General features: G+C 66.0%; 14 protein-coding genes. 10 read left to right on the top strand and 4 right to left on the bottom strand.

Annotated features, from left to right (window positions below; genetic code table 11):
• Positions 1-15: 15 nt before the first annotated feature.
• Positions 16-1,752 (bottom strand): SulP family inorganic anion transporter, encoded by a 1,737-nt coding sequence (locus AC1RHV_RS05105; protein WP_492299930.1) that lies wholly within the window; start codon positions 1,750-1,752, stop codon positions 16-18.
• A 414-nt stretch (positions 1,753-2,166) separates the two neighbouring features.
• Here AC1RHV_RS05105 and AC1RHV_RS05110 point away from each other — a divergent pair, with 414 nt between their 5' ends.
• The 9 genes from AC1RHV_RS05110 to AC1RHV_RS05150 all read left to right on the top strand — a co-directional run bounded on the left by AC1RHV_RS05110 (position 2,167) and on the right by AC1RHV_RS05150 (position 9,102).
• Positions 2,167-3,015, top strand: coding sequence for a hypothetical protein (locus AC1RHV_RS05110; RefSeq protein ID WP_492300790.1), 849 nt, complete (start codon positions 2,167-2,169; stop codon positions 3,013-3,015).
• A gap of 230 nt (positions 3,016-3,245) precedes the next feature.
• Positions 3,246-3,992, top strand: a complete 747-nt coding sequence (locus AC1RHV_RS05115) for a hypothetical protein (protein WP_492299931.1) — start codon at positions 3,246-3,248, stop codon at positions 3,990-3,992.
• 135 nt (positions 3,993-4,127) lie between these two features.
• Positions 4,128-4,481, top strand: coding sequence for a YciI family protein (locus AC1RHV_RS05120; RefSeq protein WP_119449411.1), 354 nt, complete (start codon positions 4,128-4,130; stop codon positions 4,479-4,481).
• Positions 4,482-4,900: 419 nt separating this feature from the next.
• Positions 4,901-5,311: a YciI family protein gene (locus AC1RHV_RS05125; RefSeq protein ID WP_054456440.1), complete on the top strand. Its 411-nt coding sequence runs from the start codon at positions 4,901-4,903 to the stop codon at positions 5,309-5,311.
• Positions 5,301-5,438, top strand: a complete 138-nt coding sequence (locus AC1RHV_RS05130; protein ID WP_492299934.1) for a hypothetical protein — start codon at positions 5,301-5,303, stop codon at positions 5,436-5,438. Before AC1RHV_RS05125 ends, AC1RHV_RS05130 begins: the two co-directional genes overlap by 11 nt.
• Before the next feature lie 18 nt (positions 5,439-5,456).
• Positions 5,457-5,864 carry a VOC family protein gene (locus tag AC1RHV_RS05135; protein ID WP_088140923.1) on the top strand — a complete coding sequence of 136 codons (408 nt, stop codon included), beginning with the start codon at positions 5,457-5,459 and terminating at the stop codon, positions 5,862-5,864.
• Positions 5,861-7,138, top strand: a complete 1,278-nt coding sequence (locus AC1RHV_RS05140; protein WP_492299936.1) for an RNA polymerase sigma factor — start codon at positions 5,861-5,863, stop codon at positions 7,136-7,138. The genes AC1RHV_RS05135 and AC1RHV_RS05140 overlap by 4 nt, the downstream gene beginning before the upstream one ends.
• Positions 7,139-7,235: 97 nt before the next feature.
• On the top strand, positions 7,236-8,060 hold the full coding sequence (locus tag AC1RHV_RS05145) for an AraC family transcriptional regulator (RefSeq protein ID WP_175181486.1): 825 nt from the start codon (positions 7,236-7,238) through the stop codon (positions 8,058-8,060).
• An 82-nt stretch (positions 8,061-8,142) separates the two neighbouring features.
• Complete coding sequence (locus AC1RHV_RS05150; protein WP_175213513.1) at positions 8,143-9,102, top strand: DMT family transporter; 960 nt, start codon at positions 8,143-8,145, stop codon at positions 9,100-9,102.
• An 11-nt stretch (positions 9,103-9,113) separates the two neighbouring features.
• On the opposite strand, the gene AC1RHV_RS05155 is transcribed toward AC1RHV_RS05150, so the two are convergent.
• The gene (locus AC1RHV_RS05155; RefSeq protein WP_119449408.1) at positions 9,114-9,788 is read right to left on the bottom strand and encodes an HAD family hydrolase; all 675 of its coding nucleotides are present in this window, start codon (positions 9,786-9,788) and stop codon (positions 9,114-9,116) included.
• Between the two features lie 70 nt (positions 9,789-9,858).
• Positions 9,859-11,037 (bottom strand): MFS transporter, encoded by a 1,179-nt coding sequence (locus tag AC1RHV_RS05160; RefSeq protein WP_054456435.1) that lies wholly within the window; start codon positions 11,035-11,037, stop codon positions 9,859-9,861.
• A gap of 107 nt (positions 11,038-11,144) precedes the next feature.
• Between AC1RHV_RS05160 and AC1RHV_RS05165 the strand changes: the two genes are divergently transcribed.
• Entirely contained in the window at positions 11,145-12,083 is a 939-nt protein-coding gene (locus tag AC1RHV_RS05165; RefSeq protein WP_492299940.1) for a LysR family transcriptional regulator, read from the top strand.
• On the opposite strand, the gene AC1RHV_RS05170 is transcribed toward AC1RHV_RS05165, so the two are convergent.
• Positions 12,050-12,841: a DUF169 domain-containing protein gene (locus AC1RHV_RS05170; protein WP_054456433.1), complete on the bottom strand. Its 792-nt coding sequence runs from the start codon at positions 12,839-12,841 to the stop codon at positions 12,050-12,052. The genes AC1RHV_RS05165 and AC1RHV_RS05170 overlap by 34 nt on opposite strands.
• Positions 12,842-12,939: the final 98 nt, after the last annotated feature.

Below are 12,939 nucleotides of genomic sequence, written 5' to 3' on the forward strand. Positions count from 1 at the left end.
CAGGCGAGGCGGGCCTCAATCTCCAGGATGCCCGCCGCCCCCGCTCTCCAGGTAACTGTCCACCGCGCTGCCCACCGTGGGATGGAAGCGGTCGTCGCCAAAAACCTCGGTCAGTTCGAAGCGCTTGAGCTTGTCGCGCACGGGGTCCTTCATTTCCGCGAAATGCAGCGCCGCGCCTTGCTGGGCCAGGCTGCGGCTGAGTTCGCGCAACATGTCCGCCGACGTGACGTCCACACTGGTGACCGGCTCGGCAGCCACCACCACCCGGCGCACCGGCGTGGGCGAGGCCTCCACGGCTTCCATCAGGCGTTGCTGGAAGAGTTCGGCATTGGCGAAGAACAGCGGCGCGTCCCAGCGGAACAGCACCAGGCCGTCGATCAGTGCAGCATTCGGATAGCGTTTCAGGTCGTGGTAGCCGCGCAGGTTGGGCACGCGGCCCAGCACGGCGAAGTGCGGACGCCAGCCGTCCCACAGGAATTCGATCACGGCGATCAGCACGGCCAGGCAGATGCCGGGAATGGCGCCGAACACGGCCACGCCGGCAAAGCACGCCATCGACAGCCAGAACTCCCATTGCTGGATACGGTAGATGCGGCGCAGGTCCTTGAATTCAAAGAGGCCGATGGCCGCCGCGATCACCACCGCGGCCAGCGCGCTGTTCGGCAGATAGCGCAGCAGGTTGGGCGCTGCGACCAGCAGCCCCGCGACGGCAAGCGCGCCCACCACGCCCGTGAGCTGCGTGCGCGAACCCGCCGCCTCGGCCACCGGCGTGCGCGAAGCGCTGCTGCTGATCGGAAAGCCCTGGAAGAAGCCGGCCGCCAGGTTGGCCACGCCCAGGCCCACCATTTCCTGGTTCGGATCGACCCGCGTGTTGGTACGCGCGGCGTAGGTGCGCGACAGCACGCTGGTGTCGGCGAAGGCGATCAGCGCCACCGCGCAGCCGCCCAGCGCGATCTTGACCAGGTCCGCGTTGCTGAGCCAGGGCAAGACGAACTTGGGCAGCCCCTGCGGGATTTCGCCCAGCACTTTCACGCCCTGCGAGTCCAGGTGGAACAGGCTGACGGCCAGCGTCGCCAGGATCACCGCGATCAGGATGCCCGGCACGCGCTCGTAGCGTTTGAGCAGCAGGATCACCGCCAAAGTCGCCGCCCCTACCCCGAAGCTGTACCAGTTGGTCTGCCCCTGGTAAACGGCCTGGCCCAGCTGCACCAGTTCGCGCAGCGGGCCGGCGTCTTCGATGGAGATGGCAAACAGCTTGGGCAACTGGCTGACCAGCACCGTCAGCGCAATGCCGTTCATGTAGCCATAGCGGATCGGCTTGGACAGCAGCTCGGTGATGAATCCCAGCCGCAGCAATCCCATCACGATGCAGAACAGCCCGGCGACCAGCGCCATCAGGCTGGCCGCGGCCACCGCGCGCATCGGATCGCCTTGGGAAACGCTGAGCACCACTGCCAGGATGGGCGCTGCCAAAGCGGAGTCCGGTCCCAGCACCAGGATCCGGCTGGGGCCGAACAGCGCATAGGCCAATAGTGGAATGATGGTGGCATAAAGGCCATAAACGCCCGGGACGCCGGACGCTTCGGCATAGGCAATGCCGACCGGCACCAGCATGGTCGTCAGCACCAGGCCGGCGGCCACGTCCTTGGGCAGCCAGGCGGCCTGGTATGACCTGAGCATCGCCAATCCGGGCAGCCAGCGCAGCCAGCTGCGGGCGTGGGCGTTGCCAGCCCCCTGCGTGTCGAAAGCCATAAGACCTCTTTCAAGAGAATCGTGCCGGATATCGTGCCAGACAGCAGAGCAAATTGCGCCGGTCTCGAGCAAAAGATGCTGGACGGCCAAAGGAAGACGCTAACGACCATGCTGGCGAAAAACTGCATACCCAATTCTAAGTATGACCGGCCTCTCCGCGCGTCCTAAGCTATGCCCACATTTCAACCCATTTCGCACGAACCACTTGCGCACTGCGACGAAGCACGGAAACGAGTGGGCGACTTAGGGAAAAAATCCCATTTTGCCGCAAACAGTCGTGCACACATTCGGAGAAAATTCATGGGAAACCGCCGTGTTCTTCTTCTATGCCTAATGCTCGCGCCGGCGGCCAACGTGGTGTCGCAACCGATAGGCCCAATTCAGTCTCGTCAGGGTTGCATCGTCGATCTGGACATGCGTGGAGCGGCGCCTACATATGTGGATTGGACTGGCGCTTGCCAAGCTGGCAAGGCGACAGGCTCGGGCGTCCTGACTCTGCAGTACGCTGAAAGTCGGAGTACGTATGAAGGGACAATGAGCAATGGAAAACGAGACGGAAACGGCCGCTATGCTTACCTCGACGGCCGCGTATACGAAGGAGGATTCCGCAACGACAGCCCAAGCGGAACAGGCGAAATAATTTATCCGAATGGAAATCGACTGCAGGGTCAGTTTGATAACGGGGTTATGCGCAGCGGCGCGTTGTATGGCCCGTCGGGGGAAAAAATCAAGAACCTGGCTGCCGGGGCGAATCCGCGCGACATCTATTTGTTGGCCGCAGCGCCTCACACAAGTACTCCTGCAACTCGATACGAGCGAGTGGCACAGGCTACCTCCGCGAGCGGACGTTGTCGCAGCAACATGCAATACCTCGCGGGCAGGATACCGGTGACCGGTAACGCCCAGGTGGATAGTATCCGGTCACAGGTACTGGCGACAGATGTTATGGAGGTGATGCGGTCGGCTTCAACTCAAGGGTACTCGCCCAACGCTGCCGTCCAAGCAACACTGGATCAGGCAAGAGAGTTTGACCGAACGACAGCCGAAGCACTATCTGCCGCGGCTGCAACAGATGCGTTCGGTACAACTGACGACCAATTTCTGGACAAGTTGAAATCCGGAAAAATTTCCATAAAACAATGTGACGGCATTCGCAACAATTCCCTTTGTGCGGCCGCAATTACCAAGATCGGCGCAATTGTGAACCGCGCAGTCGCAGCGGAAATGCAATGCCATATACGCGCCAACACATGGCCCCGCTGATACGCGCGGCAATCCAATGCGGCAGGTCGCGATTCAAAGCGCGGACGATACCATTCGTGCGTTACGGATGTTTATTGATACCGCTTTTCTGCATGCTGGCTGCCGCCCAAGGACAGCCATCTCAGCCTTTACCGCAGATGCCAACCCCACCGACCATTACAGCTTGCAGAAAGTTTTCGCATGATGTTTTCGTGCAGTTGAGTGGCATATACAGACAGCAAAGTCAGTGTATGAGCCAAACTCGGGCGAATATCGGAGCGGGGCTGGAATGCAACGCGTTGACAGGGATTGTCCGGCGCACGGTAACTGCCTGGCCTCAATGTTTCGAATCCTCGGCAGAGGATCATTGCGAACTTCTTCGCTTGCGGTCCTTGGCTCAGGTTTGTATCCAGCAGGCTCAAACGTCCGCGGGAAAATCCCGACAGGCAGCGCAGACAGTAGCCAAGCTTGCCGAAGCCGAGCAACAAGGCCGATCATTGATTTCTGCCTTCCAGAATACCCGTGACGCTTTCAATGATCCTAAGGAGTTCATACAGCAGCAACTACAGGACCATTTGAACTCAGAAATCCTGTCCATCATCCGGCAGCCGTCAGGGGATTTGAATCCCGCCGGGCTTGGACCTCTACAAGAAGTTTATGACTACCTGTTCGACAAAACGCTCGCGAATGACAGCCTGCTTTCTGGCAACCCTGTAATCCATGCGATACAGGGCGAAATCGCTCAGCGAATACGACTCGCTCATGCGGCCAACATCAATCAGTTGAGACACATCGTGGAGTCAATAGAACATATCGGTTCGGAACCGGGCCAATCCCGGCCAAATCCTCAACGGGCGCCGTTGATTCGCCCGACTTCGCCTGCGATTCCGGGTGACGCGGATTGTGCGTTGCTGGACAGTGAGGCCCGAATTGATTTCGTGCAGGACCACCCGGACGAGTTCGAAGCTTTGGTAAAACGCTGCGGCACGCGGCGTTAGAATTGCTTACAGACTCGTTTGCTACATCCAGCGGGAGCACGAGTCAAAACTCGCACGAACTCTTCCAAGTGGCCGAAATGGGTCGATCAGCGGTAATCTGGCGAACCTTATCGGCAGTCCGAACTGGAAGATCCCATGTCCTATCTGCTTTTCATCGTCGAACCGGTGGGCCAGCGCGCCCAGCGCACGCCCGAAGAGGGCCGCGAAGCCTACGCGCAGATGCTGCGCTATGCGGAAGACCTGAGTTCGCGCGGCCTGTTGGCGCGCGCGGAATCCCTGAAGTCCGAATCGGAAGCCGTGCGCCTGCGGATCCGCGACGGCGAACGTTCCCTGGTGGACGGCCCCTATGCCGAGGCCAAGGAAATGATAGGCGGCTTCTTCCTGCTGAACTGCGATACCCGGGAAGAGGCGCTGGCGCTGGCGGCCGAGTGTCCGGCCGCCCAGTGGGCCACGGTTGAGGTCCGCGAACTGGGTCCCTGCTTCATGTAGGCACGCGGCCCATGCTGGACCTGCGGCTGGCGCGCGCGCCAGCCGCAAGATTCAACAGTTTCCTTTCTTGGCCTGGCCCGGCGGACAGAAACCGCCACGGCCGCCGCCGTCATGAGGATCGACGATGACCGCGCCACTGGGGGTATAGACGGCACAGCCCGTCAGCAAGGAAGCCAGCAAGGCAAGACTGCACAGGATTTTCATATTGGTGTTCAAAGTTGTGGACGCTGCGAGTGTATGGAGGCGCGCTGCAACCAGGGCTGTGCCTTTGTAACGGTGTGCAGGATCAGGCCGGTCCGCCCGCTTTCTTGGTAGTTACCCTAGGTTCATCATTTTTCTGTCGATTCCGCGTCTTGCCGTTCGTCGTGCCAGTACAAGCCCCCCTCGGGCCTTGTAGTCAGAATCGAGGAGTCCCAGGAATGCGATACATGATCATCGTCCGCGCCACGCCGGACAGCGAAGCCGGCGTGATGCCCCAGGAAAGCCTGCTGGCCGCCATGGCGACCTATCACGAGGCGCTGGCCAAGGCCGGCGTGCTGCTGGACGCCAATGGCTTGCACCCCTCTTCCAAGGGCTGGCGAGTGCAGTACGACAAGGACCAGCGCACGGTGGTCGACGGCCCGTTCGCCGAAACCAAGGAGCTGATCGCCGGCTACACCATGATCCAGGTCCGCTCGCGCGAGGAAGCCATGCAATGGGCGCTGCGCTTTCCCCAGCCCTTCCCCGGCCAGTCCTGCGCCGTCGAAGTGCGGCAGGTCTTCGAACTGGACGAATTCGGCCCCAGCGAGGGAGTCGAACGCTACCGGCGGATATCCGGCAATGGCCAATGAGCGGCTGAACCACGCCCCCAAACCGGTGCATCTCTTTTGCAACATGGACAGCATGGTCGGGAAGGATTTCGAAGACGGGCTGGCCAACCTCAAGGCCCTGGCGGAAAAGCGCCAGGACACAAACTAAAAAGGAAGCGGGAACATCATGCACAACCAGATCTTCGTCAATCTCCCCATCGCTGACATGCAGAAATCGCAGGCTTTCTTCAAGAGCCTGGGCTTCAGCTTCAATCCGCAGTTCACCAACGACCAGGGCGCCTGCATGGTCGTGAGCGACAGCATCTACGTCATGCTGCTGGTGAAGGACTTTTTCCAGACCTTCACCGGCAAGCCGGTAGCCGATGCCACCAAGACCACCGAGGTGCTGATCGCGCTGTCCTGCGACAGCCGCGCCGAAGTGGACGAGCAGGTGAAGCGCGCCCTCGCCGCCGGCGGCACCGCTCCGCGCCAGCCCCAGGACCACGGGTTCATGTACGCGCATGGCTTCGAGGATCTGGACGGCCACGTCTGGGAGCTGGTGTACATGGCCCCTGGCGAAGTGCCCAACGCATGACGCGGGAGGCCGTGCATCGCGCCATCGAGGCGGTCTGGCGGATCGAATCCGCCAGCGTCATCGCCGGCGTCGCGCGCCTGGTGCGCGACGTCGGACTGGCTGAAGAGCTGGCGCAGGATGCCTTGGTCGCCGCCCTGGAACGCTGGCCCGAAACCGGCGTGCCGGACAACCCGGGAGCGTGGCTGATGACTACCGCCAAGAATCGCGCGCGCGACCGCCTGCGGCTGGACGCGCTGCATACGCGCAAGCACGAGCAGATCGGGCACGAGCTGGAGGCCCTGCAGGCCGACGTCGAGCCCGATTTCGTCGACGCGCTGGACGCCGCGCGCCAGGACGACATCGGCGACGACCTGCTGCGGCTGGTGTTCACCGCCTGCCATCCGCTGTTGTCCACCGAGGCGCGCGTGGCGCTCACCCTGCGCCTTTTGGGCGGGCTGACCACCGCCGAGATCGCGCGCGCTTTCCTGGCCTCGGAATCCACCATCGCGCAGCGCATCGTGCGCGCCAAGCGCAGCCTGTCCGCGGCCAACGTGCCGTTTGAAGTCCCCCGGGCCGAGGAGCGCGCGCCGCGCCTGGCGTCGGTACTGGAAGTGATCTACCTGATTTTCAATGAGGGCTATTCCGCGACGTCCGGTGATGACTGGATGCGTCCCGCGCTGTGCGACGAGGCGCTGCGCCTGGGCCGCATCCTGGCCCAGCTGGCGCCGGGCGAAAGCGAGGTCCACGGACTGGCGGCGCTGATGGAATTGCAGGCGTCGCGCCTGCATGCCCGCACCGACGCGCAGGGCCGTCCCGTCCTGCTGATGGAGCAGGACCGCAACCGTTGGGACCCCCTGCTGATCCGCCGCGGATTGGCGGCGCTGGCGCTGTCGGACAGTCTGGGAGCCCCGCGCGGCCCTTACGCCTTGCAGGCCGAACTGGCCGCCTGCCACGCCCGGGCGCGCACGCCCGAGGAAACCGATTGGCCGCGCATCGTGGCGCTGTACGACGCGTTGGCCCAGGCCGCGCCCTCGCCAGTCGTGGAGCTGAACCGCGCCGTCGCCGTCGGCATGGCATTCGGCGCCCAGGCCGGGCTGGACCTGGCCGACCATTTGGCACAGGAACCGGCGCTGGCCAACTACCACTGGCTACCCAGCGTGCGCGCGGACCTGCTGGCCAAGCTGGGGCGCAAGTCTGAGGCCCGCGCCGAGTTCGAACGCGCGGCCGGCATGACGCGCAATGCGCGCGAACGCGAACTGCTGCTGGCGCGGGCGCGCGACATGTCCGGTTCCTGAGCGCGCGGCCCAAGGGGCGCTGCGGCGCTTGCCGGCATGCTTAAATCCAATCATGCGCCCCGCCGACCATGCCCTCTCCGACCTTGCCGCGCCCGTCATGCCGGGCGTGCCGCAGGCGTTCGAACATCCCGGCGACCGCGCCGAGTTCCGGCAGGCGGCGCACCTGCCCGGCGTGGAGCTGTACCGCGCGCACATCGTCCGCTACGCCTTCGAGCCACATACCCACGAAGCCTACGGGCTGGGCGCGATCGAGTCCGGCGTCGAGCGCTTCCGCTACCGGGGGGCGGAGCATCTGGCGCCCTCGGGCTCGGTGGTGCTGATGAACCCCGACGAATTGCATACCGGCCGCGCCGAAACCGAGGGCGGCTGGCGCTACCGCATGGTCTACCTGGACCCGGACGTGGTGGCCCGCGTCACCGGCGAAAGCGGCTGGTGGTTCGATACGGCGGTCGGCCATGACGCGGCCGGCGCGCAGCGCGTCACCGCGCTGCTGGACACCTTATGGCAGGCGCGCGAACCGCTGGCGTTCGACAGCGCCTTGTACGCGCTGCTGGGCGAGTTTCGCCGCCACGCGCGTGTGCCGCGCACGGCCAGGGACACCGGCGCGCCGCGCTTTGCGCCCGTCATCGATTACCTGCGCGCCAACCTGGCGCGCCGCCTGACGCTGGACGAGCTCGCGGCCGTGGCCGGCCTCAGCCCTTTTCATTTCCTGCGCAGCTTCCAGGCGCAATACCACGCCACGCCGCAGCAGATGCTGATGGCGCTGCGGCTGTTCGAAGCCAAGCGCCGGCTGGCCGCGGGCGAATCGCCTGCCCAGGTGGCGCTGGCCTCGGGACTGACCGACCAGGCGCATCTGACCCGCGCCTTCTCGCGCCGCTACGGCGTCACGCCCGCGCGCTACCAAAAGCAAGTCCGCGCCTGAGTTCCGCACCGCAATCTGGTACAAGACGCGCCGCCCGCCCGCTGGCTAGACTGCCGCCATTCGTGACCTGGAGCGACGTCGTATGTGGGCTGGAACCCTTTATGCCCTGGCCGCCGGCCTGATGTGGGGGCTGGTGTTCGTGGGTCCCCTGCTGCTGCCGGAATACCCTGCCGCGCTGCAATCCGTGGCGCGCTACCTGGCGTTCGGCCTGATCGCCCTGCCGCTGGCCTGGCTGGATCGCCGCGGCCTGCGCCAGTTGCAGCGCGCCGACTGGATCGAGGCGCTGAAGCTCGCCGCCATCGGCAACCTGCTCTACTACCTGTGCCTGGCCAGCGCCATCCAGCGCGCGGGCGGGCCGCTGCCCACCATGATTATCGGTACGCTCCCCGTGGTCATCGCCATCAGCGCCAACCTGCGCAACGCTCGGCGCGACGGCCGGCTGCCCTGGAAGCGGCTGGCGCCCGCGCTGGCGCTGATCGCGTTGGGCATCGCCTGCGTCAATCAGGTGGAATTGCAGGCCTTGCGCCAGGATGCCGACGCCGACATGTCGCGCTACGCCATCGGCGCGCTGCTGGCGCTGGGCGCAGTGGCGTGCTGGACCTGGTATCCGCTGCGTAACGCGGACTGGCTCCGCGCCCATCCCGACCGCAGCCCGCGCACCTGGGCCACGGCCCAGGGCGTGGCGACATTGCCGCTGGCGCTGGCGGGCTATCTTGTGCTGTGGGCCGGCATGGCCGCGGCCGGCAGCGACTTTCCCATGCCGGCTGGTCCCAGGCCCGAGGTCTTCCTGGCCTTGATGGCGATCATCGGCCTGTTCGCGTCCTGGCTGGGCACCTTGTGCTGGAACGAAGCCAGCCAGCGCCTGCCCACCGCCCTGGCGGGGCAATTGATCGTGTTCGAAACGCTGGCGGCCCTGGCCTATGCCTACATCCTGCGCGGGCAGATGCCCCAGCCGCTGACGCTGATCGGCATCGCCTGCCTGATGGTGGGCGTGCTGCGCGCGGTGCGGGTCAAGCCGGAGCCCTCGCCTGCCGCGGCATAGGCGCGCGCGTCCTAGTCCAGCAGCAACTCCGGCAAGCGCCGCAAATCGTCGATGACGTCCGATGCGCCTTCGTCCAGCAAGCGCTGGCGCTGGTCCGGCCCGTTATGCGAAGCGCCCACGTAGCCGATGGCGCGCATGCGCGCGGCGCGAGCGGCACGCACGCCGGGCACGCTGTCTTCCACCACCACGCAATCCAGGATTGCGGCTCGCATCTGCCGGGCGGCAAAGAGAAACACGTCCGGCGCCGGCTTGCCGTGCGCCACCTGCGCGGTGCTGAACACATTGGGCGCGAACTGATCCCACAGGCCAACCAGCTTCAAGGCCGCCTCCAGCTTGGGCGGCGTGCTGCTGGAGGCCACGCAGACCTGCAGGCCGCGCTCGCGCAGCATGCGAACCGTCTCCAGCGCGCCCGGCAACGCGCGCAACTCCTGGCGGAAGATGGCTTCGAGCCCGTCCGCGTATTCGCGCGCAAATCCTTCGGGCAGGCTGCGGGCGTTTTCCTGTTGCAAGGTCTGCCACATGTCCGCATCGGGGATGCCTGCGAAGCGGCGCGCGGCGTCCTCGGGCGTGATGGCAATGCCATGCGCGGCCAGCGCCCGCGATTGGGCGCGCGCCGCGATGATTTCGCTATCGATCAGGACGCCGTCGCAGTCGAAGATGACCAGGCTGGGGGGAGGCGTGTGCATGGTGGCTCCATTTCAGGACAAGTTCCCATGATATGCCTGGCTCGTGACACCACCGCGCGATCCGGGCGCTCTATAACCCCGGACCTTTGAGGCGCCGCAAGCGCCACGCCAGAAACACCCCGCCCAGCCCGGCGGCCGCGACGATCAGCGATGCCACCGACCAGCCGTAGCGGTCGATCGCGCCGCCCACCGCCACCGGGCCGATCACCTGGCCCAGGCCGCTCCCCTGCATCACCAGCCCCACCGAAGCCGGTGTCAACGCCGGCCGCGGCGCCAGCAGCGGCGCCGTGCCCAGCAGCGTGGCCGGTATCAGTCCGCCCACCGCCGAGAACAGCACACACAGCAGGAAGGTGGGCATGGCCGGCAGCACCGAGCGAAAGATCAACAGCGCCACCGCGCCCATGATCAGGCTGGCGCAGGCGATCAGGGTGGAACGCCCCCAGCCGCGCGCCAGCAACACGCCCGCGCCCAGGTTGCCGACCACGTTGGCGGCGCTGGCGATGGCGCTGTACAGGCCGGCGGTCGCCAGCGGCAGGCCCAGTTGCTCGGTCAGCAGCACGGGCAGGAAGGTGAACAACGCGAAGAACATCAGACTGTAGAGCGTGAACGACAGCGCCAGCAGGCGCGGACCGGGCGCGCCCATGGTATCGACCGTGTCCTGCCGCAAGCCTCGCCACGACAGGCTGGCCCCGCCCGGGTTGGCCGGCGCCAGCGCCGCCACGCATACCATGGCGACCAGCACCGCTGCGCCGGCGCACCACCAATAGGCCTGCCAGCCGCTGAAGGCCTGCGAGGCCAGCATCGCAATCGCCATGCCCGCCGGCATGTAGCAACTCCACAGCGCGAAGGCGAAGTCGCGGGTGGACGCCGACACCATGCGTTGCAGGGCCGCGGGGCCAGCCACGGTAATCATCAGAAAGCCCAGCCCCTCCACCACCCGCGAGACCAGCAGGACGCTGTAGGCGGACGCCATCGCGCCCATCACGGAGCCCACCGCCGTCGCCGCCAGGCCCGCCAGCAGCATGCGCCGCGCGCCATAGCGGTTGATGACGCCGCCCGCGGCAATGCCGCCGACCAGGCCCAGGATCGAAAACACCGCGGCCAGCGCGCCGATGGAGGCCAGATCCAGCCCCATGTCCTTGCGCAGCAAGGGCGCTGCAATGATGACCTTGCCCACTTGCAGCGCCGCAACCACCCCTGCCCCCACGATGGCCAGCACCGCCGACCAGCGCGTTCCTTCCTTGCCCATCCTTGTCTCCCTTGTTTTGCGACCCAGCCAGGATGCCAGCGCAAACCGATCCCCGTAAGTGATAATCTTTTGATGGAATTGATCGATTGGATAGATCAGCCGGCAGAATGATAGACGCCCTGACCCTGGACCAGTTGCGCGTATTCGCCGCCGTGGCCGACGCCGGCAGTTTCCGCGCGGCCGCGCGCCGCCTGTCGCGCGTGCAATCGGCCGTCAGCCACGCCATTGCCAACATGGAAGCGCAGCTGGGCGTGACCCTGTTCGACCGCAGCGGCCACCGGCCCGTGATGACGCCGCAAGGCGCGGCCCTGCTGGTCAACGCCCGCGACATCCTGCTGCGCGTGGATGCCATGCGCGCCCGCGCCCAGGGCCTGGGCGAAGGCGTCGAGCTGGAGCTGTCGCTGGCGGTGGACACGCTGTTTCCGATCGCCGAGGTGGGCGCCGCCCTGAACGCCCTGCGCGCCGTCTACCCGTCCGTCGCCGTCCGCGTTTCCGTGCTGCCCCTGGGCGGCCCGATCGAAGCCCTGCTGACGCGCAGCCATACGCTGGCCATCGTTGCAGGCGACCATTTCCGCAACCCGCGCATCGTGATGCAGGCGCTGTCGTCCGTGCAAATGGTGGCGGTGGTCGGCGCCGGGCATGCGCTGGCGCAGCGCGTCGCCGCCGACCTGCCGCTGGGTCCGGCCGAACTCGCCGACCACGTGCAGATCGTGCAGATGGACCCTTCTTCCCTGACCCAGGGCCGGGACTTCGCGGTGCTGTCGCCGCAGACTTGCCGCGTCAGCGGCCAGGACACCAAGCACGCCCTGATCCTGGCGGGCGTGGGCTGGGGCCGGCTGCCCTACTGGCAGGTGGAGCGCGACCTGGCCGAAGGCCGCCTGCTGCGCCTGCCGACCGACAGCCTGGGGCGCGGCAGCCAGGTGGTCAGCGAAACCTATCTGGCGCACCGCATCGACCAGCCGCTGGGACCGGCCGCCCGCGTGCTGGCGGGCGCCTTGCGCGCAGCCGTCCATCAGGGCTTGGACGACGCTGGCGCACGCGCATAGCTCACGCCCATGCCGGCGCGCACGTCGTTCTGGATGCCGTAGGGCGGAATCGGGTAGCGCAGGCCATTGGCCGACAGCGCCTTCATGCCCTCGATTGCGATGGGCAGGTAGCGCGGCGGCAAGGCCATCAGCATTTCCTCGTCGGGCACGCCGCCGTAGCGGCGCTCGGCGTAACAGGGCAAGGACAGGCTGGGCTCGCCGGTGGCGAGCGCGCGGCCCCAGGAGTCGGCACAGGCCGTTTCGCCCACCACGCTCCAGTCAAAGCGCCGGTAGTTCTTCCATTGCAAGCCATTGATGAGGATGATCATCTGGCCCGGTGTGGCGTAGATCAGGCAGACGTCCGGCGGGTCCAGCCGGCCCGAGGCCAGCGGCGACACCACCAGCCCGCGGTACTTGCCCGCCGGCACACAGGACAGCGCCTCCTGGCGCGCCTGGGCATCTTCCTGGGTGGCGTGCCAGACGCCCACGTAATCCTCGCCGCGCTTCCAGGCCTCATCCTGCGGCCCCAGGCCGACCACGGCGCGGCATTGCGCGCCGACCAGGTCGTCGCCCGTGATTCCTACCGTCCAACCGAGCCGGGCGGCCATGCCCACGATCTGGTCGGTGGTGTGCGTGGCCTGCGGACGCCGCAGGCCCTTGACCGCGGCCATGTCGTCTTCGCGCTCGTAGAGCTTCATGCCGATGACCGTGGTCTTCAGGCGCAGCAATTTGTTCAGATCATCGACCAGCGATGCCCAGTTCAGTGTCGTCTCTTCCATGCCCGTCCCTTGGACTGTTTTGTGCGCGGACTTCGCCGCATTGCCGCAGATTGATCGCGGTCAGCAATGACTATAACGAATCGCCCGCCGGGCCCCTG

The organism is Achromobacter sp. GW823-FHT04E03, assembly GCF_058796095.1.